The following is a 20,735-nucleotide window of genomic DNA, read 5'->3' as shown; positions in this document are numbered from 1 at the left end:
AAAAAATGCCATTTTTGGGTAACAATAGGCTACAAAATAGTATTTTTTTATCATTTTGTACGAAACAGGGGGACTGGTGCGGAAGGCGAGGGGCCGTGCCGGGCGGCGATGTGTCGTGGCGGGCGCAATGACTGGTCGCCGCCGGGCGGAGGATGGGAAAAAGGGGGCGGGAGCCGTGCTCCCACCCCCAAGGGTATGTCTGCCGTATGGTTGGTGCTAGATCTTGCAGGCGGTGCGCAGATCGTCCACGGCGTCGGTCGCTTCCCAGGTGAATTCGGGGAGCTCGCGGCCGAAGTGGCCGTAGTTGGTGGTCTTGCGGAAGATGGGACGACGCAGCTTGAGCCGTTCCTGGATGAAGTAGGGGCGCATGTCGAAGACTTCGGTCACGGCCTTGGTCAGATGCTCGTCGGAGACCTGGCCGGTGCCCCTGGAGCTGACGACCACGGAAACCGGCTCGGCCACGCCGATGGCGTAGGCGATCTGGACTTCGCATATGTCTGCCAGGCCGGAAGCGACGACGTTCTTGGCCACATAGCGGGCCATGTATGCGCCGGAGCGGTCCACCTTGGACGGGTCCTTGCCGGAGAACGCGCCGCCGCCGTGCGCGCCCGCGCCGCCGTAGGTGTCGTTGATGATCTTGCGTCCGGTCAGGCCGCAATCGCCCACGGGGCCGCCGATGACGAACCGGCCGGTGGGGTTGATGTAGGTCTTGAGCTTGTCGTCGATGAGCTCCTCGGGCAGGGACTTCATGATGACTTCCTGCAGGATGGCTTCCTTGAGGTCGGCGTAGGCGATGTGCTCGTCGTGCTGCGAGGAGACGACGACGTTGTCGATGCGCACGGGCTTGCCGCTTTCGAACTGCACGCAGACCTGGGTCTTGCCGTCCGGGCGCAGGAAGTCGAGAATGCCCTCCTTGCGCACGTAGGTCAGGCGGCGGGACAGCTTGTGGGCGTAGTAGATGGGAGTGGGCATGAGCGTCGGGGTCTCGTTGGTGGCGAAACCGAACATCATGCCCTGGTCGCCCGCGCCCTGTTCCTCGGGCTTGGTGCGGTCGACGCCCTGGGCGATGTCGGGGGACTGCTTGTCGATGGACGAGATGACCGCGCAGGTCTGCCAATCGAAGCCCATGGTGTCGGAGCTGTTGTAGCCGATGCCCTTGATGGTCTCGCGGACGATCTCCGGGAAATCGGCGAAAGCGGTGGTGGAAATCTCACCGGCGATGAAGGCCAGCCCAGTGGTGACCAACGTTTCACAGGCAACTCGGGCATTCGGGTCCTGGCCGATGATGGCGTCCAGGATGGCGTCGGAAATCTGGTCTGCGACCTTGTCGGGGTGGCCTTCGGTCACGGATTCGGAAGTGAAAAGGTATTTGCCTTCGATCTGCATCGGGTCCTCCTTCAGGGATGCTGCGTGCTACGCCTGGAAATCCTGGTTGATGAGCTCGCACTCGAGGATTTCGTCGATAGTGTTGTTCTTGCCGGCGACCACGACTCTGGGTTTGCGGGTCCTGGCCTCGTTCTCGTCCAGCCACATGAAGGCCGCGATGATAACGCGCTGACCGACTCCGCCCTTGTGGGCGGCAGCCCCGTTAAGGCAGATTTCGCCGGGCGCGCCGGGGATGGCGTAGGTGGTCAACCGTTCGCCGTTGTCCAAATTGTACACGTCGACCTGCTCGTAGGGCAGCAGCCCGACGGACTTCATCAGTTTCGTGTCGATGGAGATGCTTCCCCGGTATTCCAGGTTAGCGCAGGTAATGGTGGCGCCGTGAATCTTGGCGCTCAAAAAACATCTTTGAGCCACGATTATTATACCTCTAAGAGTATATTGTCGATGAGCCGGGCCTTGCCCATTTGCACGGCCACGGCGGCCAGCGCGTTGCGGGCTATGGTCTCGACGGGGGAAATTTCGTCGGGGTCCACGATCTCGATGTAGTCCACCACGCCCATGGGCAGGGCGGCGGCGTACTCTTCGGTCAGGAACCGTTTCAGGGTTTCGGCGTCGCGTTCACCCTCGCGGACTTTTCCGGCCAGCTTGAGCAGCCCCTTGCGGATGTTCGGGGCGGCTGCGCGCTCGACGCCGGTCAGGTAGGCGTTGCGGGAACTCAGGGCCAGGCCGTCCTCTTCGCGGACGATGGGATGGCCGATGAGTCGGATCGGGATGTTCAGGTCGCGGACCAGGCGGCGGAGGATGGCGAGTTGCTGCCAGTCCTTTTCGCCGAACACGGCCGTTTCGGCCTGGGTGAGCATGAACAGCTTGGTCACCACCGTGCATACACCCCGGAAATGGACGGGCCGGCTTGCGCCGCAGAGGTGTTCGCCGAGTTTCGGCGCTTCCACCCAGGTGGCGTGGTTGTCCGCGTACATGGCTCCCGGTTCGGGGGCGAATACGAGGTCCGCGCCGTGGGCTTCGGCCTTGGCGCAGTCGCTCTCGAAGTCGCGGGGATAGGAGGAGAGGTCTTCGTTCGCGCCGAACTGGGCCGGGTTGACGAAGACGGAAATCACCAGCCTGTCGCACTCGGGCCGCGCCCGGTCGATGAGGGAGGTGTGTCCATTATGCAGGTAGCCCATGGTCGGAACGAGACCGATGGAAAGGCCCTGCTTGCGCCAAGCCAGGCATTGGCGCTGCAATTCAGTCGGATTTGTGATGATTTTCATGGTTTGCCTCGAATCTTGGTGAACACCTGACAGATTTGAAGTCGGGAGTCAAACAAAATGTTTATATCTGGATACATTGATATAGTTGCTCGAAGAAGGGCGGAAAGGGAAGTAAAAACGGGAGTTGTCACACTCGAATCCCCAAACTTTTGTTTGTGAAAAAACAGCCCCCGTAGTACCCTGCCATATTATGAGGACAAATAAGGACATCTTCTCGGACCGGGCCACGTCGCTCACTCCCCAGGAGCTGATCGACTTCGAGCACACCATCAAGGATTGCATGGCGGAGTTCGTTCCCTTTTCCTCCTACAGCCTGTTCTTCCCCCGGGAACGGTCGGATGTCATTCCCGATCCCGAGTTCCGCCGCGAAGACAACGAACTGATCCTGCCCATGGTCTTCAAGGGCGAGATGATGTGCTATTTCATCGCCAAGGGCGTGCGGCTCAAAGCCCCGTCCACGGCCCCCAAGTATCTCATGGCGCTGGCTTCGTCCGTGCTCGAAAAGCTGGCCCTGTACAAAAAGGCCGTGACCGATCCTCTTACCGGCCTGTATTCGCGGAATTTTTTTTTCGAGGAGCTGGAGCAGGCCATTGAGCAGGTTCAGGACTGCCTGGCCGCGGGCAGTTGCCGGGCGGCCGTGGAGGCCCGCGAACCGGAAATCACCTTTTCCGGCACGTTCGGGGTCATCTTCCTTGATCTGGACACGTTCCAGCCCATAAATGAACGGTACGGCTACCTCAAGGGCGACGATATCCTGGGCGAAGTGGGGCGGCTGCTCCATCTGGTTTGCCCCAAGTACACCACCGTGTCGCGCTTCGCCAACGACAAGTTCGCCATCCTGGTGCCCGATGCCAAGCCCCACGCGTGTTTCCAGCTTTCCGAGGTCATTCGCTCGGGGCTGAGCAAGCTCTCCTTCACCGATGACATCACCAACGACACCATTACCGTCACCGGCAGCCTGGGGTATGTCTGTTATCCGCAGGGCCTGGAGGGCGCGCAGTTCCGGCGCACTCCTTCCGAGCAGGCCCGCATGATCGTCCGCAAGGCGCGCAAGGGCGTGGCCGTGGCCAAGGATCAGGGCCGCAACCGGGTATTCGGTTATGCCGACATCCTGTCCAAGGGCGGCCGGGTCCTCGAAATCCTGCCCATGAACCGCATGGTCGTCTCCCTTGGCGAGGCGTCGGGGGCCAAGGTGGGCCAGCGTTTTCTGGTCCGTTCACCCAAGTCCGGCGGGGTCGCTTCCGCTTCCCTGACCGAGGACGAACGTATTTCCGGCCGCTATCCGGCCATGTACAAGGGCGAGGTGGTGCTGGTGGAAGTTCAGGATGACATCGCCTTTGCCGAGGCCCTGCATCTCGGGGACGCGGCTTGGTCCGTGGAGCCCGGCGACCGGCTCAATCTCATCGAGGGCGACGAGAGCCTGTTCTCCCCCGAGCAGGAGATTCGCGACGAGTCCATGCCGAGCCACGACGGCGCGACCCAGCTCCTCCGCTATGGCGAATTCGTTTCCTGGTTTTCCAAGGCCCGCCTCAAGCCGGAGGCCTTCGGCCTTTCGCTCATCCGCATACTGGATCAGCCCGAGGAGGGCGACCGCTATCAGGATGGCATGGATCACATGGCCCGTGACGTGGCCAGACTCGCCAAGGGCGTGTTCGGCGACTCGGCAACCGGCGGCCGTTTCGGTCTCAACGGCATGATTTTCTTCACGGAGGGCGTGGACCGGCAGACTCTCATGGACCGGTCCCTGGAACTTGAAAAGGTCGCCCTCAGAACCTTCGGCCTCAAGCTCGCCGTGGGCTCCTCGCGTTTCCCGTTCCTCAATTTCGATCGGGCGGACATGCTCGAAAATTGCCGCAAGGCCTTGGAGCACGCCCTGCTTTTGCCCGACCCCCGCGTGGCCGTTTTCGATTCCATTTCCCTCAATCTCTCTGCCGACCGCCGTTTTATGGATGGCGACATCTACGGCGCCATCGAGGAATTCAAGCTCGCCCTGCTCGACGACGACAACAACCTGCTGGCCCGCAATTCGCTCGGCATCTGCTATGCCCAGCTCGGCAAGTTCGAAGAGGCCCGCCATGAGTTCGAGCGGGTGGTGGAGCTGGATAAGAAGGATATCCTCGCTCTCTACAACCTCGGGTGGGCGAATCATCGTCTCGGCGACCTTGAGAGTGCGGAAAAGGCGTACCGCCAGTGCCTCAAGGCGGAGCCGGGGCATGTCTATTCCCTCATGCGGCTCGGCTCCATCGAGGAGAAGGCCAATCATCTCAAGAAGGCCGGGAATCTCTACAGAAAGGCCGCGGAACAGCCCGGCGGCGAACGCATGGTCCTCCGGCCCCTGGCCCGTGTGGCGTATCGTCTGGGAGACATCGAGGGGACCCGCGAATATCTCCATCTGGCGCTCAACGCCGACCACAACGACCATCAGGCCATGCACATGCTCGCCAAGCTTTATCTCGACCAGGGCGAAGACCCGCAGATCGCCGAAGTCCTGGCCCGCCAGTCCTCGGCATTGGCCCCCGGCGTCAAGGCCTACTGGGAAACCCTCGTCGAAGCCCTCGAAGCGCAGGGCAAAGGCGAGGAGGCCGCTCTCGTGGCCGCCCGTGCCGCGGGGTAGCGCGGAGCCCGGTGCAAGGGGGGCGCGGGAAGCCTCCGGCCCCCATCCTCTCTTTTCCCTAAACTATTTGGTGCCGCTTCGCGGGATGCGAGGCGGCTTTTTCTCGTCTTATCGGGGCTGCGTGTTCACGGCGGCCAACGCCTTGATGCGGGCGAGAACCGGAGGGTGGCTGTATTCGAGCCAGACCGTGAGCGGATGCGGGGTCGGATTGGAGAGGTGGGAGGCGGACATCTTTTTCAGGGCCGAGATCAGGGTGTCCGGGCGGCCCGTGGTCCGGGCCGAGAAAGCGTCGGCTTCGAATTCGTGCTTGCGGGAGAGCCGGTTAGCCGCGATGGAAAGGGCCAGGGAAAGCGGGGTGTAGAGCAGGACGAAGAAGACCAGCCCCGCGTATAGCGACTGGTGCTCCATGCCGAAGGCCGCGAACAGTCCTTCGGATTCCAGGAACAGGGACATGAGGTAGAAGATCACCCCGGTCTTGAGGATGCCCAAGGCGAGACCTTTCTTGATGTGTCCGAGCTTGGCGTGGCCCACCTCATGGGCCAGCACGGCCACGATCTCGTCGGCGCTCATTTCCTTGATGAGCGTGTCGAACAGGGCGATACGCCGCCGTTTGCCGAATCCCGTGAAAAAGGCGTTGCCCTTGGTGGACCGTTTGGAACCGTCCATGACGAAGATGCCGGACAGCTCGAACCCGGCCTTGTCGGCGAAGGCTTCGAGTTTGTCGCGCAGTTCGCCGTCTTCCAGGGGGGTGAACTTGTTGAACAGCGGCAGAATCCAGGTGGGCGCCACATAGGTCAGCCCCAGGGAGAGGATCACCGCGAACCCCCAGCACAGGAGCCAGGCGTAGGAGCCGGTCTCGCGCAGGAAGAGCAGGATGCCCGCCACAAGCGCTCCGCCGATGAGCGCGGTCAGGACGATGCCTTTGATTCTGTCCATGATGAAGGTGGAAACGGTGGTGGTATTGAACCCGAACCGTTTTTCCAGAATAAAGGTATGATACGTTTCGAAAGGCAGACCGATGAGGCCCGCGATCAATGCCAGCCCGCCGATGAACAGGAGGCCGGTAGGAATGGGGCCGACATCGGCGGCGCGCGCGATCAGGTCCAGGAGATTGAAACCGCCGAACAGGATTGCGGCCACCAGCACAACGGTGTTGCAGGTTTCGGACACCGTGGAGAATTTCATGGATTCCAAGGTGTAGGCCCGTGATTCGGCATAGGTTTTTTCGTCGAAGACATCGGACAGTTCCTCGGGCGGTGTCGGCTGCATGGCCTTGGCGGAAAGCCTGTCGGACAACATGCCCAGAAACCAGGCCGCAATCAGGGAACCGATGATGATGACGAGATAGATGTTCATGAAGCCCTCCCGGGGCTGAGACGGATCGCGTTGAATGATTACGCTATACGGATTCGTCTCCGGTCGTCAACCGGAGGCGGCTGAGTGTCGCCTAGAGGCTCGGAAATGCGGGATAATCGGGAGCGTGCTTGCCTATTTCCCGTGGCTGTATTAATTTACGGAAGTTGCTTACCGCTTTTCCCGAAACGAAGGAAGCCATGTCAGGAAGCCCCATGACCGCCAAGGAAATCCGCGAAGACATCGCGCGCGCCCGCGCCTACGCAAAGAAAAACGATTACCTGCGGACCCTCAAGTGCCTGGCCAACGCCATTCGGGGAATGGTCACCAGCCAAGTCTACGGGGTGGAAAAGTATGAGATTCAGGCCCATCTGGACGAGGCTTTGCGCGACCTGAACAAGATGAAGATGATTCAGAAGCTATTTCCGGACGGCCTCACGTATCGGAAGGGTAGGGAAAAGGCGTTTTTCCAGACCCTCATGCGGCTGCACCGCAAACTCGGGGAAGCCATGGAAAAGGCCCGTGTGGCCAAGCTGCGCAAGCGTCTGGCCGTGCTGGACGACAACCTCATCAAGGCCGCGCGGCTCATTCGGGCGGGTCAGCCGCTTGAAGCCCGCAAGCTCTACAGCAAGATCGCCGAGTATTTTCAGGATATCGACGGCATTCATTCGGATATCGGCAACCGCATGGCCGCCTTCGGCCTTTTTGCCGAGGCCGTGCCCTACCTGAACAGGGCCCTGGAAATCCAGAACAACGACGTGCGCGCCCACAATGCGCTCATCCTCTGTTACGAGGGAATGCATGAGGTGGACAAGGCCATAGCCGCCATCAAGGACGCCATGCGCTGGCTCGGCCCCGGCGAGAACCTCTACCTGCGTCTGGCCAAGCTGTACCTGACCAAGAGGGAGTGGGGAGAGGTCTTCAACAACGCCAAGGCCGCCCGGGACCGCAATCCGCTCAACTCCGAAGCGGCCGCGCTCATGAAGCAGGCCGAGCCCAAGATATTCGCCTCTTCCAAGGGCCGCGCCGTGAAAAAAACGCACGACCTGAATTTCTAGGCCGGCCCTGCCCATTTTCCCCCCCCCCGATCGAGGGGCTTTTTTTCGCGGATGCTTTGCGCCGTCCGGAGCCGGTGCGCGTGAAGAATGCGGGCGGGACCGGGAACGCTCATCAGGCACGCCCTGGTCCCGTCCGGTTTGGTGGAGGCTAGTTCGGGACGTTGAGATTTTTGCGGGCCAGCCGTAGGATCGATCCCTTGCCCGTGGCCGCGAGAAGATTGCCGTCACGGTCGAAGCTCAGGCCGGAGACCGGGCTGCCGCAGTCATACGTTCGCTTGACCGCGCCGTCGGCGGCGATCATGAAGATCAAGCCGGAAGCCGTGCCCACGAAAACCATGCGCGTCCGGTCAATGGCGAGGGCCGTGGGCGCTTCCACCCTGGCGTAGACCACCGGGTCGCCGTTTGGCGGAACGCACAGCACTTCGTTTGCCGCGCAGTCCGCAGTGTAGGCATTGCCTCGTCCGTCCAGGACCAGCCCGGCGGAGCCCGGCAGGTCGGAGCAGATCGTTTGTCCTTCCTCGCCCCCAAGTGCTGGGAGGACCGTTCCCGGCAGGATGGAGATGAGGATGAACGCCATGAAAAATGTCTTGATACGCGAACCGTTCTGCATATCGTGCCTCCTTTGCGTTGGAGCCACGGTAGAAATGTGTCATTAATATGTCCAATACATATTTACACGAAGATTAATATGGATTAGGTCTGAATAATGGAATTGAGACAGATCAACTATTTCATCGCCGTGGCCGAGGAACTGCATTTTGGCCGGGCCGCCGAACGGTGCCATATCGCCCAGCCTCCGCTGTCGCAGCAGATCAAGCGTCTTGAGGACGAGCTAGGCGTCACGCTCCTTGAGCGGACCAGCCGGAGGGTGTCACTGACCCCGGAGGGCAAGGAATTTCTCAAGCGGTGCAAGGACGTCCGCGACAGGCTGGCCGAGGCGGTCGTCTGCGTTCAGGATATGGCCAAGGGGTTGGAGGGCCAGTTGCGCGTGGGGTTCATCGGTCCTGCGTCGCTCTCCATGCTGCCCATGGCGATCCGAGCCTTCCGGGAACGCAACCAGCGCATCCGCTTGGATTTTTCGGCGCAATCCACCTCGGAGCAATTGCCGCTTCTGCGCGGCGACCGCATCGATATCGCCTTTGTCCGGTTGTTCGGCCACGACACCGGCGGGCTCAATTCCCTGCTGTTCCTGCGTGAGCCGTATGTCCTGGCTGTGCCGGACGGACATCCCTTCGCAGAACGGGAGGCTCTGGATATAACCGACCTCGAAGGCCAGCCGCTCATCTTCAACCAGCGTATCGCGCAGCCCGCCCTGTACCGGTCGCTGGTAGGCTCCTTCCACAAGGCTGGGTTCATGCCCAACATCGTTCAGGAAGTGAATACCGAGCAATCCACCGTGGCCTTGGTCGCCACCGGCCTGGGCTGCGCCCTAGTGCCCGCTTCCAGCGCGTCGGGCGGACGGAACGGTGTGGTCTTCAAGCCGCTTTCCGGCGATCTGCCCCAGTGGGAGATTACCGCTCTTTGGAAAAAAACAAATCAATCCGCAATATTGCAGAAATTCCTCGAAGTAGTCCGCGCATTCCGAAAGGTCGGTTAGGAACGGGAATGTTATAATCTGTGCGAAAACCTGTTTTTGGACAGGTTCGTGTTGTATGCTGCACCCAAACCCGCAATGAAGGAGGGTGCGTCATGCGCAAGTCACTGATTACGTTTTTGGCCGCGTTGATCGGATTATTGGCCATATGCGGCCCGGCTCCGTCCGCACTGGCCGAGTCCGGGCCGCTGACGGTCTGTCTGTCCGGATGTCGGCCCGGCGATGCCGAGTGCATCAACTGTTGCGCCGAAGCGTTTTCTTCGGAGGAGGAGCGGGCCGTTCTCGACGGCTACGTCGCCTGCACCAGGAAATGTGAATCGCTGGAAGGCCTCAAGGCTCTCATGTGCTGCCGGGATTGCCTGGAGCGGGCGAGTTCCGCCATTGGCCCGAATGCCCGGACCGCGGATTTCGATTGCCCCGAGTGGGTCGCGCCGGTTCCCTGCCCGGACTGCCAGACATGGAGTCTCAGGCGGCAGCAATGTGTTCCTGCTCCCAAAGAGCTTTGCGGAGAGACCAAATAGGGACGCGCCGGGACAATCGGCGTCCTTTCGCGATCGGTGTATGTGCCATCGACGCTTTTACTGTTTGAAGAGGAACATCAGGCGTTGAAGGCCGCTTCGCGGCAATAGCCGGGTGATTTAGCCTCCGGCGGGCAAGGGCTCGCACCCTTGCATCCCGGTATGCGCCTTCGGCGCGGGGGAATATATAGGTCTCAAAAAAACGGCCCCGATCCATGCGGATCGGGGCCGGGTTTTGTAAGCTGGGCTGAAAGCGCCGGGAGGCTTAGTACATGCCGCCCATGCCGCCCATGCCACCCATGCCGCCCATGCCGCCGGGCATACCGGCGGGAGCGTCATTCTTCTCGGGCTTGTCGGCGATGGCGCACTCGGTGGTCAGCAGCAGACCGGCCACGGAAGCGGCGTTCTGCAGAGCGGTGCGGGTGACCTTCTTCGGGTCGATGACACCGGCCTTGATGAGGTCTTCGTAGTTGTCGGTGGCGGCGTTGTAGCCGAAACCGGCCTTGCCTTCCTTGATCTTCTCGACAACGATGGAGCCTTCCAGACCGGCGTTGGCAGCGATCTGGCGCAGCGGCTCTTCCACGGCGCGGGCGATGATGTTGATACCGGCCTGCTCGTCGTCATCGGCAGCCTTGACCTTGAGAGCGGCCTTGCCTGCACGGGCCAGGACCACGCCGCCGCCGGGCACGATGCCTTCCTCGACAGCCGCGCGGGTGGCGTTCAGAGCGTCTTCCACGCGGGCCTTCTTCTCCTTCATCTCGGTCTCGGTGGCGGCACCGACGTTGATGACGGCCACGCCGCCCACGATCTTGGCCAGACGCTCCTGGAGCTTCTCGCGATCGTAGTCGGAGGTGGAGTCGGCGATCTCGGCGCGGATCTGCTGGATGCGGCCCTTGATTTCGGCGGCCTTGCCGGCGCCGTCGACGATGACGGTGGTTTCCTTGTCAACGACGATGCGCTTGCAGGAACCGAGGTCATTGACGGTCAGGTTTTCCAGCTTGATGCCCAGGTCTTCGGAAACGACCTGGCCGCCGGTCAGGGTGGCGATATCCTTCAGCATGGCCTTGCGGCGTTCACCGAAGCCGGGAGCCTTGACGGCGACGACGTTCAGGGTGCCGCGCAGCTTGTTGACCACGAGGGTGGCCAGGGCTTCGCCTTCGATGTCTTCGGCGATGATGACCAGGGGCTTGGACATCTTGGCGCACTGCTCCAGCACGGGCAGCAGTTCCTTCATGTTGGAGACCTTCTTCTCGTTGATGAGAATGAGGGGCTCTTCCATTTCGCAGGTCATGCGCTCGGTGTTGGTGACGAAGTAGGGGGAGAGGTAGCCGCGGTCGAACTGCATTCCCTCGACGACGTCCAAGGTGGTTTCGAGACCCTTGGCTTCCTCGACCGTGATGACGCCTTCCTTGCCGACCTTGTTCATGGCCTCGGCGATGATGTTGCCGATGGTGGCGTCGTTGTTGGCGGAGATGGTGCCGACCTGGGCGATTTCTTTCTGATCGCGGGTGGGCTTGGCGACCTTTTCGAGGTCTTCGACGATGGCTTCGACGGCCTTGTCGATACCGCGCTTGATGGACATGGGGGAGCGTCCGGCGGCAACCAGCTTCACGCCTTCGGTGAAGATGGCCTGGGCCAGAACGGTAGCGGTGGTGGTGCCGTCACCGGCGACGTCGGAAGTCTTGGAGGCGACTTCCTTGACCATCTGGGCGCCCATGTTCTCGAACTTGTCTTCCAGCTCGATTTCCTTGGCGACGGACACGCCGTCCTTGGTGATGACGGGGGAGCCGAAGGACTTCTCCATCACGACGTTGCGGCCCTTGGGTCCGAGGGTGACTTTGACCGCGTTGGCCAGCTTGTCCACACCCGCTTTCAGTTTCTCACGGGCCTTGGCATCGAAAAGAATATCTTTCGCCATGGTGTATTCTCCTTAAATATAAAAATTGTGTTTAGTGTATTGGTACCGGATATGGAGCTATTCGACGATGGCGAGGATATCGTCCTCGCGCATGACCAGGTGCTCTTCGCCGTCAATGCTGATTTCGGTTCCGGCGTACTTGGCAAACAGGACCAGATCGCCTGCCTTGACGGTGGTGTTCACGCGCTTGCCGGCCTCGTCCAGCTTGCCGGGGCCGACGGCCACGACTTCACCCTTCATGGGCTTTTCCTTTGCGGAATCCGGGATGTAGATGCCACCCGCGGTTTTCTCTTCCGTTTCCAGACGCTTGACCAGGACTCGGTCGTTCAGCGGTTTCAATTTCATCCTCTTATACCTCCAAAATGGATTTTTTGAATGTTTGCGCCGAGCGACATGAGCCGCCCGGCTTGCTGTTAGATAAACACGGCATGGCAGGAGTCAACCCGAACGGACAAAAAAAATATGGTCCGCCTGCGGCCGACGGAGGAATGGGGAAAAGCGGAGGGCGGCGGCCCCTATTCTGCGGATTTTTTTCTGAATTCCGCGAAGGGCAGATCCATCTCACGGACGTGTTCGGCGAACCAGTCGGCAAGGAATCCGTGGAGCTTGACGGGCGGCACGGAGGTGCCGTTCATGAGCTCGGCTTCCAGGCGGGTGATATCGTCCAGGAACCGTTCGTGGGAATCCTGCTGGCCGTCCAGGCCGGGGTAGTCGGCCTCGTCCATGAGGTTTTCCTCGAAACTGAAGTGCTGCATGGCGAAGTCTTTGAGATCGCTCATGATGTCGAGCATGTTGTCGGTTTCGTCGTCATCGAGCTGGCGATACATGTCCGGCGACACCGTGTCGATGCGGCCGAGCATGGCGAAGAAGGTTTCGTGTTGTTCGTCGATTTCAGGAATGCCCAGGGCCATGATGGGCGGATATCCGGCCGGTTTCGATTTGGCTGACATGCGTTTCTCCTGTAACGCGGGTTGTTTTTTTACATTCCCCATACCGGGAATCCGAAAATATGTCACCTGTTCTCAAATCCTTTTCCATGGAAATGGTAACCGGGAGCAGGCAAGTGCGAGCCGGTCGGCGGCGTCACACCACCGCCTGAAAGACGTCACCAAAATGCGCTGAAATGTCATGGATGTGGCGCGAAGGGAGGGCGGCTGCCCGAGTATGGTCTGGCAACCATATTTAGGAGGATGAAAATGGAAGATCGCCTAGCCGGTCCGCTGTTCAATCTGGATTCGCCTTTCAACGACCCCGTTCGCCACACCCTTTTTTCCATGGTCAGGAGGCCGCTGGCCAAAGTCCTCAGGCTCGACACCCTCAATTCCCTGTACTCGACGTTGCAGGATGGAGGGGACGGCTCTTTTGTGGACAAGGCCCTCGATCTGCTCGGGGTGCGTTTCTCCGTCGACGGCCAGCCCGTCAGCCGGGTGCCGCGCACCGGGCCGCTGGTGGCTGTCTGTAACCATCCCTTCGGCGTGCTTGAGGGGCTTTTGCTGGTCCGCATCCTTCGGGAGGTCCGCTCCGACATCAAGATCATGGCCAATTTCATGCTCGGCATGATCCCGGAGATGGACGACCTCATCATTCAGGTGGACCCGTTCGGGGGCGCCGAGTCCTCGCGAAAGAACATCGCCGGTCTAAAGGCCTGTATGCGTTGGCTCAAGGACGGCGGTATGCTGGTGGTTTTCCCGGCGGGCGAAGTGTCGAGCCTGAAGGTCAAGAAACGGCGCGTGGGCGACCCGAACTGGAGTCCCATGATCGGCCGCATGATCCGCAAGACCGGGGCCGCAGCCCTGCCGGTCTTCTTCGACGGCCGCAACTCGGGCCTGTTTCAGACCTTGGGCCTTATCCATCCCCGGCTGCGCACCGTGCTGTTGCCCCATGAGAACCTGAAGCACGCCTCCCGCGACGTTATCGGCGTGCGCCTGGGCACGGTCATCGGCCACGACAAGCTGGCCGAGCACGGCGACGACCAGGCGGTTGTGGACTACCTTCGTTTCCGCACCTATCTTTTGCGCCGCGAGCGCAAGCCCCGTTTCAATTTCAAGCCCCGCGAATCCAGGCGTCGCATGGAACCCATCGCCAATTCCCGCGGCAAGCATATCCTCGCCTCCGAAGTGGCTACCCTGCCGGATGAAAACATCCTGCTCGAAAGCGCCGACTTCATCGTGTTCCACGCCCAGGCGTTCATGATTCCCCGGCTGCTGCGCGAGATCGGAATACAGCGCGAGGAGACCTTCCGCCAGGTTGGGGAGGGCACCGGCCGGGCCATGGACATCGACAAGTTCGACGACACCTACCACCACCTGGTCCTCTGGAACCGGAAGGAGCGGGAGGTGGCCGGGGCGTACCGTTTCGCCAGGACCGACGAGATCATTGCCGAGCAGGGCGCTTCCGGGCTGTACACTTCCACGCTCTTCGACTACCGCCCCGGCTTCCTCGAGGGGCTTGGACCCGCGTTGGAGCTGGGCCGTTCCTTCGTCATTCCCAAATACCAGCGCAGTTACCAGCCGTTGCTCATGCTGTGGAAAGGCTTGGCCGAGTATGTGGTCCGCAATCCCCGTTATTCAAGGCTCTTCGGCTGCGTGTCCATTTCCAGCGAATACTCGGTGATCGCCCGGGAACTTATCGTAGGCTTCATGGAACGCCACTGCTCCATGCCCGAGCTGGCCCGGATGGCCCTTCCCAAGCGGCCGCCCAAGGTCAAGAAATTGAAAAGGCTCGACTTCTCCCTGCCCGAGGCGGTTTTCGACAACCCCGAGGACGTGGCCGACTTCGTGCGCGACGTGGAGGACGGCCGGTCCATTCCGGTGCTGCTCAAACAGTACCTCAAGCTGGGCGGCAAGATCATCGGCTTCAACATGGACCCGGATTTCGGCAACTGCATGGACGGGCTCATCCTGGTGGATCTTCACAAATCGGACCCCAAGGTCCTGTCCCGGTTCATGGGACGCGAGGGTACGGCCCGTTTCCAAGACGCCAACCGGCCTGCGCCGGTAAGCCGGATCGGCAACGCCGCCGCCTGACCACGGGCGGCGGAGGGCCGTCCGTATTGCAGCCCCGGGCTTGGCTTTCCGGCGTTTAGAGCATATGTTGAGCAAATGCGAACCAAGCTTACACTTCTGCCGTTGCTGATCGTTGCCCTGGGGTTGTTTGCCGGTTGTCAGCGGGTCGGCGACCTGCCGCCCGACAAGTACAACCCCGCCGCTCATGCCGAAAGCGAGAGCCGGGATAGGGCTCGTGACCACAAGAAGGCCGGGGCTCCGAACGGCTGTTCGCCCGAGTTCCGTGCGCTCTTCGACCATGCTGTGGTGGAGATGCGCGGCCAGGGCGAGCTGGACGTGGTAGTGGTCACCGATCCCCTATGCTGGCATTGCCGACTGGCCCACAAGCTTTTGGGCGAGTATCCCAAGCTGTACGGCAAGCTTCGCCTTTCCTTTTTCCCGCGCCGAAGCTTTATCGGCTCCGACATGGCCGCCTGGATCATGGAGGACGCGGCAGGCACGAAGCGTCTGCGCAAATTGGTCGATTTCGCCTACGAGGACCTTCGGCAGCCCAAGGCGGAAGACCTCATGGAGGCGCGCATGATCGTGCTGGCCCAGTTCACCGAGGCCTTTCCCGAACTGCTCGACGGCACGACGCTCGATGCGTTGTATTTGCGGCTTCAAAAGGACCATGAGGTCCACGTGCTGGAAAGCGCCGAACTCTCCAAAGCGGCCCATCTCCCCGGCACCCCCATTCTGGTGGCGGGCGACAGCGTTGTTCTGGGTTTCGGCCCCGGCGTCTGGCTCAAGGTGCTCGAAGGGGCCGGTATGTGCAAATGATCGTGTCTCGGCCGATTTAGGCTTAAAAACGCCTTGCGGCCTCGGTCCCATTGGACTTGCTTGCAGGTTCTCCGGCATTCCCATAGAAGGGGAAACCGTTGCCGTCCACCGAGGAACTGTCAGGATGCCTGAGCTATGCTTCGACCATCGATTCCCCCTACATTTTATCTTTTGCCATTCCCCCGGAACAATTCGGGTGCCCGGGTGGTTCGCACCAGTCTCAATACAAGGAGATAGCCCCATGGCCATTTCATCTACCACGACGCCCGCCCCGCGCCGCATTCGGTCCCTGGCCGTTTTGCTGTTCGTCGCAGCGGGCCTGCTGCTGCCCGTCTTTTCGGGCTGCGCCTTTGCCGATTCGCCTCCCGCCGCTTCCTTCGACTACGCCGCGCTCAAGGGCATGGCCCGCGCCCTGGCCCAGCAGCCGTACGCCGACCATGACGGCGAGGTTCCCGAGGCTGTCGGGAACATGACCTGGGATCAATACCAGGCCATCCGCTTCAACAAGGATCATGCCCTGTGGCGCGACCGGGATTCGAAATTCCAGGCCACGCTTTTTCACCTCGGCCTGTATTTCAAGCGGCCTGTGGCCATCTATGAATTGAACGGCGGCAAGGTGAAAATGGTCGGCTACGATGCCGGGCTGTTCGACTACGGCAAGTCCGGCATCGACCCGGACAAGCTGCCCAAGGACATGGGGTTCGCGGGCTTCCGTATGCAATTCAGTCCCGATTGGGAGCGCGATGTTGTCGCGTTTCTCGGGGCGAGCTATTTCCGCGCCGTGGGTAAGGAAATGCAGTACGGCCTGTCCGCGCGCGGTCTGGCGGTGGACACCGCCTTGCCCAGGCCCGAGGAGTTTCCGACCTTCACCGCCTTTTGGCTCCAGCGCCCGGAGCCGGGCAGCCATACCGCCACGGTCTATGCGCTGCTCGATTCACCCAGCATCACCGGGGCCTACCGCTTCGACATAACCCCCGGCGACACGCTGTCCATGCGCGTGGACACGGCGCTCTATCCGCGCACTGCGGTTGAACGTCTCGGCATCGCTCCGTTGACCAGCATGTTCATGGTCGGAGAGAACGACAGGCGCACCGGCTACGACTGGCGGCCCGAGATTCACGATTCGGACGGGTTGGCCATGCACACCGGGACGGGGGAATGGATCTGGCGGCCTCTGAACAATCCGCGCAACCTCCGCTTCAACGCATACATGGACGAGAATCCCAAGGGCTTCGGCCTGCTCCAGCGCGACCAGGATTTCGATCATTATCAGGACGACGGCGTATACTACGACAAGCGGCCCGGCCTGTGGGTCGTCCCGCGAGGCGGCTGGGGCAAAGGGACGGTGCAGTTGGTGGAGATTCCTGCCCTGGACGAGACTTTCGACAATATCGTGGCCTTCTGGAATCCGGAAAAACCAGTGGAGCCGGGCCAGGAATTGCTCTTCAGCTATGATCTGCTCTGGGGTACGGCTTTGCCCGGCCCCGAAGAACTGGCCCATGTCGCGGACACGTTCACCGGACTCGGCGGCGAAGTGGGCAAACGGCGCACGCACTACAGCAAGCGATTCGTGGTGGATTTTTCCGGCGGTCCGCTTACCGGGTTGGCCAAAGGCGAAAAGGTCACCGCCGCCATCGAGACTTCGGCCGGTGAGATCGAGCTGACCTCGGTCCTGCCGCTGCATTCCGCCAACGGATACCGTGTCCGTTTCGATCTCGTCCCGCCTGACGAGAGCGAGCGCCCGATCAATCTGCGGCTGGTCCTCAAATCCGGCGGGCGGGCCTTGTCCGAGACCTGGACCTACCAATGGAGCCCGCCTCCGGCGGACCAGCGCCAACTCCACAACCCCGGGCACTTGCAATAACGGGTGCCGGGAATCCGGGGGGCGGAAGGCTCCCGACCTAATGAACAAAAAAGGGCCTCTTCTAGAGGCCCTTTTTCAGTTCAATCCATTTATCCACCTGTGGCGGGACGTAATTCGCAAAGCGATCGATAAGTTCGCCCGGGTCCGGGCTGGTAAGGACCATGCGGCGGTGGTCGGCCATGAGGAACCCTTCGTCGACCATGCGGTTGAGATGGTCGGTCAGGCAGGCGTAGTACCCGGACACGTCGAGCAGGCCGCACGGCTTGGCGTGGTAGCCGAGCTGGTTCCAGGTCAAATGCTCAAGGAGCACATGGCCTTCGTTCGCCCACTGCAAAACTATACATAATATCAGCGTCTTATTGAACATCTACGGCGACAGCCAAGTTCACTCCATAAGGCTTTGATATACGCGCTTGATATACATTTGAGTGCAAGGGGATATCCTGGGGTGCCTGATGGGTATTCCCCAAACCCAGAGCCGGAATCGTCTATAGGCAGAACTTGACCAGCTCAACAATAAATTTATAACGAGCTAATTTCAAAAAGCAGCTAGCAAAGATAATCGTTGACTTTATTGAGTAAAATCAACTTTAGTGTATGCAATTCATAAAACATGTATAGACCAAAATGCACCATTGAATTCACAAACATTCGGGAGTTGAAACATGCAAGGAGATGATGTCAAGGAACTCTCCCCCGAGGAGAAGGCTGAAGCAGCTGGTTTAAAAAGCTATCTGATGAATGAGCTGGCAAGCAATTTCGATGGCGGGCTAAAGAAAGAGCAAGCTATTTGTGATCAAGTCAGGGACAAGCTCACTGCTTACCTCAATGAAAAATACCCCGACCCTCATAAAATTCTTAATATTCTGTGTGACTATGAAGAAGGTCTGGAGGGTGAAGGATGATCTTCTCCAAAATCAAGGCCATCCAATTCCAAGGGTTCCGCGGACTCGGAGCTAACACTTGTACCGTTCAATTTGACGGGAACAATGTCCTCATCGTCGGCGGCAATGGAAAGGGGAAATCATCCATAGCCGACGGCATTGAGCTTTTTTTCCAAGGAGCTGTTTCTCATTTAGAAGACGCATCCTCTTTACCAAACGTATATGCGACTAACGACCCCAAAATTTCTATTTGGCCACGCTCAGGAGACCCATCTGTTGTAGACATCCCCAAGGGGGGGGCACCGATTTGGACACCACCAGGGCAAGGAGGCTTTGCTGGCTATCCCTCTGTTGAGAGTTTTATTCTCAGGCGGAATCGTTTGCTCGCTTTCATTCAAGCTCGTCCGGGCGATAGATTTAAAGCGTTTATGGCACTGTTGGGCATGGATAATTTAGAACGCCAGAAAGAGGCGTTCAATGAGGCTCACAATGAAGCCAAACTCGAATTAGATAGAGTTCAGCAGCTATTGCAAGGGAAGTTGGAGCAATGCTCCCTGCCTGATGGCGATGTGCCAAAATCACTCATACAAGGCATTCAAGCGGCATCTGTATTAGCTGTAAGAATAGACCTGCCTGCAATCAACTCAGTCGATGACATTCCGACGGCAATAGAACTTCTCTCCCCAAAAATTGGAGGAGCCGACCAGGTTCTTTTGGATAAAGTCTGTTTAGGACTTGCAAGCCTCAGCCCAACCTTCCCTCCGAACTACGAAGAAGAATTAATTCTATTGGAAGAGGCATACTCGGATGTAGAACAGGCTCTTAAAAATTCGGTAGATGGAGAAAAATGGGCAATTATTAACGAAGGAATAAGCTTTTTTGAGAAACACCCAAATGAAAATCTCTGCCCGTTATGTGGTAACGGGGTTTCTCCGGTTGAATTGCTTGATGATTTACGTCAACGGGAAGAAAGTCTTGCCAACCTCAGGTCAGCGCAAAGTCGAAAAAGGATGATGCTGGCTAGATTCACCGATGCGCTCGCGAAAGCAAGAGACAACTACCTCGAAGTCCTCGAAAGCTGTGCTGAACACTTCAGTTCTGACGGAGAAAAAGAACTATGGAGTGCAACATACGCTTGGCTAAAGCACATTGTTCTGGAAGGCGTTGAACAATTCATCGGAGATAACAATGAAGCATTCACCCAGTTTGCAGATGGGTGCCAGCTTAACAGGAGCATCGCCGAAAAACTTCAAGAGAAATTACAGAATGAAAAGGATATCTTAGAGAAGAGATTAGACAGAGATATTGTTGGGCTACATGTGTCTCTCACAATGCTTAATAAGCATGCAAAAGCTATCGAGTCCCTTGAAGAGGAAGTTGCTGCAGCGATAAGATTTGCGAGCTTGGCCGACAGAATCAAAAAGACCTATAATAAAGCCTACTCAAAATCATTAGCAGACAGCCTACAGCGGTTTAAGGGTAGGGTTTTAAAAATATATAATTTTCTGCACGAAGGTTGTGGGGAAGCTCCAGAGTGTAAAGACATATTCATCACTCCCCAACAGGGGAGGGCATGGCTCCTTAGACTAGGAGTTGACTTTCTTGGTGTCGTTGACGCCAACCCCGAACTTTTCTTAAGCGAGGGCCATTTGGATTCCCTTGGACTGGCTGTCTATCTTGCCGCTGTCCAAGAATTCAATCCCAAAGGGACGCTTCTGGTCCTAGACGATGTCGTCTCCAGCATTGACCGTGATCATCAAGACAGGATTGCGGAGTTGCTTGTGCATCAGTTCCAAGACTATCAACTATTGGTGACTACCCACGATGAACGATGGGGAAAGATTCTACTCAACAAAGCCGATGCGCTCGGCCTGAAGAAGTCCTGGAAAGCAACTAAGTATGGTTCGTGGACTCCTGAGACTGGCCCAACACTTACAACACTCAATGGGAATTGGGATCACATTCAGACTGCATTGACAGAGGAAAGATATCTTACTCTTGGAAGTCTTTTACGAATAGTCACTGAATCCTTTATGAAAAGGATGATCGTCCGATTCCAGATGTATCTCCCTTATAAGGTCGACAATCGATACACCATTAAAGATTTGCTCGATTTTTCAAAGCCATCTGAAAGCAACGCCTATTACAGAGCTGCCAAGAAAGCCTGCGCAGAGAATGGTCTGAACAACCCGACTAAACTTAAACAAGTGTTGGCAGGAGCGTTGATGTCTTCACAAAATGGACATCCAGCCTTGGAAAAGGCACGGGCAGAGCAATTGGTCATGAGAGTTTTTGGAGTCGACAACCTAATCAATGAGTTAAGCCACGACTCTCCAAATCTCTTTGACGTAGGTTTTGGTGCAGTTCGAGATTTCGCTTTGAGCCTAAAAGAAGCTGAGGAGCACTGTTTGGCTTGCGGCTACTGCTCTGGAGAACCGAGTCTGTAACAAAAGA

General features: G+C 58.8%; 18 protein-coding genes. 9 read left to right on the top strand and 9 right to left on the bottom strand.

Going from position 1 to position 20,735, the window contains the following annotated elements; genetic code table 11:
- Positions 1-216: 216 nt before the first annotated feature.
- The 3 genes from metK to panC are packed head-to-tail and all read right to left on the bottom strand — an operon-like array spanning position 217 to position 2,654.
- Positions 217-1,386, bottom strand: coding sequence for a methionine adenosyltransferase (metK, locus tag PSN43_RS11220; RefSeq protein WP_272700816.1), 1,170 nt, complete (start codon positions 1,384-1,386; stop codon positions 217-219).
- Positions 1,387-1,413: 27 nt separating this feature from the next.
- A complete protein-coding gene (panD, locus tag PSN43_RS11215; protein WP_272700815.1) occupies positions 1,414-1,800 on the bottom strand; it encodes an aspartate 1-decarboxylase in 387 nt (128 codons plus the stop codon).
- A 5-nt stretch (positions 1,801-1,805) separates the two neighbouring features.
- Positions 1,806-2,654: a pantoate--beta-alanine ligase gene (panC, locus tag PSN43_RS11210; RefSeq protein ID WP_272700814.1), complete on the bottom strand. Its 849-nt coding sequence runs from the start codon at positions 2,652-2,654 to the stop codon at positions 1,806-1,808.
- 190 nt (positions 2,655-2,844) lie between these two features.
- Here panC and PSN43_RS11205 point away from each other — a divergent pair, with 190 nt between their 5' ends.
- A complete protein-coding gene (locus PSN43_RS11205; protein ID WP_272700813.1) occupies positions 2,845-5,268 on the top strand; it encodes a tetratricopeptide repeat-containing diguanylate cyclase in 2,424 nt (807 codons plus the stop codon).
- Positions 5,269-5,376: 108 nt separating this feature from the next.
- Here PSN43_RS11205 and PSN43_RS11200 read toward each other — a convergent pair whose 3' ends face one another.
- The gene (locus PSN43_RS11200; protein WP_272700812.1) at positions 5,377-6,624 is read right to left on the bottom strand and encodes a M48 family metallopeptidase; all 1,248 of its coding nucleotides are present in this window, start codon (positions 6,622-6,624) and stop codon (positions 5,377-5,379) included.
- A gap of 212 nt (positions 6,625-6,836) precedes the next feature.
- On the opposite strand from PSN43_RS11200, the gene PSN43_RS11195 reads away from it, so the two are divergent.
- Positions 6,837-7,679, top strand: coding sequence for a hypothetical protein (locus PSN43_RS11195; protein WP_272700811.1), 843 nt, complete (start codon positions 6,837-6,839; stop codon positions 7,677-7,679).
- Between the two features lie 148 nt (positions 7,680-7,827).
- On the opposite strand, the gene PSN43_RS11190 is transcribed toward PSN43_RS11195, so the two are convergent.
- On the bottom strand, positions 7,828-8,289 hold the full coding sequence (locus PSN43_RS11190) for a hypothetical protein (RefSeq protein WP_272700810.1): 462 nt from the start codon (positions 8,287-8,289) through the stop codon (positions 7,828-7,830).
- Positions 8,290-8,385: 96 nt separating this feature from the next.
- Between PSN43_RS11190 and PSN43_RS11185 the strand changes: the two genes are divergently transcribed.
- Together PSN43_RS11185 and PSN43_RS11180 are read left to right on the top strand one after the other, a co-directional pair.
- Positions 8,386-9,276 (top strand): LysR family transcriptional regulator, encoded by an 891-nt coding sequence (locus PSN43_RS11185; RefSeq protein WP_272700809.1) that lies wholly within the window; start codon positions 8,386-8,388, stop codon positions 9,274-9,276.
- A gap of 92 nt (positions 9,277-9,368) precedes the next feature.
- Positions 9,369-9,794, top strand: coding sequence for a hypothetical protein (locus tag PSN43_RS11180; RefSeq protein WP_272700808.1), 426 nt, complete (start codon positions 9,369-9,371; stop codon positions 9,792-9,794).
- A gap of 262 nt (positions 9,795-10,056) precedes the next feature.
- On the opposite strand, the gene groL is transcribed toward PSN43_RS11180, so the two are convergent.
- From groL to PSN43_RS11165, 3 genes are all read right to left on the bottom strand, one after another.
- Complete coding sequence (groL, locus tag PSN43_RS11175) at positions 10,057-11,709, bottom strand: chaperonin GroEL (protein WP_272700807.1); 1,653 nt, start codon at positions 11,707-11,709, stop codon at positions 10,057-10,059.
- A gap of 57 nt (positions 11,710-11,766) precedes the next feature.
- Positions 11,767-12,054, bottom strand: coding sequence for a co-chaperone GroES (groES, locus tag PSN43_RS11170; protein ID WP_272700806.1), 288 nt, complete (start codon positions 12,052-12,054; stop codon positions 11,767-11,769).
- Positions 12,055-12,224: 170 nt separating this feature from the next.
- Entirely contained in the window at positions 12,225-12,659 is a 435-nt protein-coding gene (locus PSN43_RS11165) for a bacteriohemerythrin (RefSeq protein WP_272700805.1), read from the bottom strand.
- Positions 12,660-12,905: 246 nt separating this feature from the next.
- On the opposite strand from PSN43_RS11165, the gene PSN43_RS11160 reads away from it, so the two are divergent.
- The 3 genes from PSN43_RS11160 (at position 12,906) to PSN43_RS11150 (ending at position 17,397) form a co-directional block, all read left to right on the top strand.
- Entirely contained in the window at positions 12,906-14,735 is a 1,830-nt protein-coding gene (locus PSN43_RS11160) for a lysophospholipid acyltransferase family protein (protein WP_272700804.1), read from the top strand.
- Positions 14,736-14,810: 75 nt separating this feature from the next.
- Positions 14,811-15,533, top strand: coding sequence for a DsbA family protein (locus tag PSN43_RS11155; protein ID WP_272700803.1), 723 nt, complete (start codon positions 14,811-14,813; stop codon positions 15,531-15,533).
- 241 nt (positions 15,534-15,774) lie between these two features.
- Positions 15,775-17,397 carry a glucan biosynthesis protein gene (locus tag PSN43_RS11150; protein WP_272700802.1) on the top strand — a complete coding sequence of 541 codons (1,623 nt, stop codon included), beginning with the start codon at positions 15,775-15,777 and terminating at the stop codon, positions 17,395-17,397.
- A gap of 61 nt (positions 17,398-17,458) precedes the next feature.
- On the opposite strand, the gene PSN43_RS11145 is transcribed toward PSN43_RS11150, so the two are convergent.
- Complete coding sequence (locus PSN43_RS11145) at positions 17,459-17,764, bottom strand: LOG family protein (RefSeq protein ID WP_272700801.1); 306 nt, start codon at positions 17,762-17,764, stop codon at positions 17,459-17,461.
- A gap of 298 nt (positions 17,765-18,062) precedes the next feature.
- Here PSN43_RS11145 and PSN43_RS11140 point away from each other — a divergent pair, with 298 nt between their 5' ends.
- Together PSN43_RS11140 and PSN43_RS11135 are read left to right on the top strand one after the other, a co-directional pair.
- Positions 18,063-18,302, top strand: coding sequence for a hypothetical protein (locus PSN43_RS11140; protein ID WP_272700800.1), 240 nt, complete (start codon positions 18,063-18,065; stop codon positions 18,300-18,302).
- Positions 18,299-20,728, top strand: a complete 2,430-nt coding sequence (locus tag PSN43_RS11135; RefSeq protein ID WP_272700799.1) for an AAA family ATPase — start codon at positions 18,299-18,301, stop codon at positions 20,726-20,728. The genes PSN43_RS11140 and PSN43_RS11135 overlap by 4 nt, the downstream gene beginning before the upstream one ends.
- Positions 20,729-20,735 lie beyond the last annotated feature (7 nt).

The organism is Desulfovibrio sp. Fe33 (genome assembly GCF_028532725.1).
Taxonomy (GTDB): domain Bacteria; phylum Desulfobacterota; class Desulfovibrionia; order Desulfovibrionales; family Desulfovibrionaceae; genus Pseudodesulfovibrio.
The sequence above is the reverse complement of the archived record's forward strand: the minus strand, read 5'-3'. Positions and strand labels throughout refer to the sequence as shown.

What these genes read in the sequence shown, in the direction of transcription:
- panC (WP_272700814.1), bottom strand. Translation starts at nt 2,654, where the DNA reads ATGAAAATCATCACAAATCCGACTGAATTGCAGCGCCAATGCCTGGCT.
- PSN43_RS11165 (WP_272700805.1), bottom strand. Translation starts at nt 12,659, where the DNA reads ATGTCAGCCAAATCGAAACCGGCCGGATATCCGCCCATCATGGCCCTG.
- PSN43_RS11205 (WP_272700813.1), top strand. Translation starts at nt 2,845, where the DNA reads ATGAGGACAAATAAGGACATCTTCTCGGACCGGGCCACGTCGCTCACT.
- PSN43_RS11150 (WP_272700802.1), top strand. Translation starts at nt 15,775, where the DNA reads ATGGCCATTTCATCTACCACGACGCCCGCCCCGCGCCGCATTCGGTCC.
- PSN43_RS11145 (WP_272700801.1), bottom strand. Translation starts at nt 17,764, where the DNA reads ATGTTCAATAAGACGCTGATATTATGTATAGTTTTGCAGTGGGCGAAC.
- PSN43_RS11200 (WP_272700812.1), bottom strand. Translation starts at nt 6,624, where the DNA reads ATGAACATCTATCTCGTCATCATCATCGGTTCCCTGATTGCGGCCTGG.
- PSN43_RS11190 (WP_272700810.1), bottom strand. Translation starts at nt 8,289, where the DNA reads ATGCAGAACGGTTCGCGTATCAAGACATTTTTCATGGCGTTCATCCTC.
- PSN43_RS11185 (WP_272700809.1), top strand. Translation starts at nt 8,386, where the DNA reads ATGGAATTGAGACAGATCAACTATTTCATCGCCGTGGCCGAGGAACTG.
- metK (WP_272700816.1), bottom strand. Translation starts at nt 1,386, where the DNA reads ATGCAGATCGAAGGCAAATACCTTTTCACTTCCGAATCCGTGACCGAA.
- PSN43_RS11140 (WP_272700800.1), top strand. Translation starts at nt 18,063, where the DNA reads ATGCAAGGAGATGATGTCAAGGAACTCTCCCCCGAGGAGAAGGCTGAA.
- groES (WP_272700806.1), bottom strand. Translation starts at nt 12,054, where the DNA reads ATGAAATTGAAACCGCTGAACGACCGAGTCCTGGTCAAGCGTCTGGAA.
- PSN43_RS11155 (WP_272700803.1), top strand. Translation starts at nt 14,811, where the DNA reads ATGCGAACCAAGCTTACACTTCTGCCGTTGCTGATCGTTGCCCTGGGG.
- PSN43_RS11135 (WP_272700799.1), top strand. Translation starts at nt 18,299, where the DNA reads ATGATCTTCTCCAAAATCAAGGCCATCCAATTCCAAGGGTTCCGCGGA.
- PSN43_RS11195 (WP_272700811.1), top strand. Translation starts at nt 6,837, where the DNA reads ATGACCGCCAAGGAAATCCGCGAAGACATCGCGCGCGCCCGCGCCTAC.
- PSN43_RS11180 (WP_272700808.1), top strand. Translation starts at nt 9,369, where the DNA reads ATGCGCAAGTCACTGATTACGTTTTTGGCCGCGTTGATCGGATTATTG.
- PSN43_RS11160 (WP_272700804.1), top strand. Translation starts at nt 12,906, where the DNA reads ATGGAAGATCGCCTAGCCGGTCCGCTGTTCAATCTGGATTCGCCTTTC.
- groL (WP_272700807.1), bottom strand. Translation starts at nt 11,709, where the DNA reads ATGGCGAAAGATATTCTTTTCGATGCCAAGGCCCGTGAGAAACTGAAA.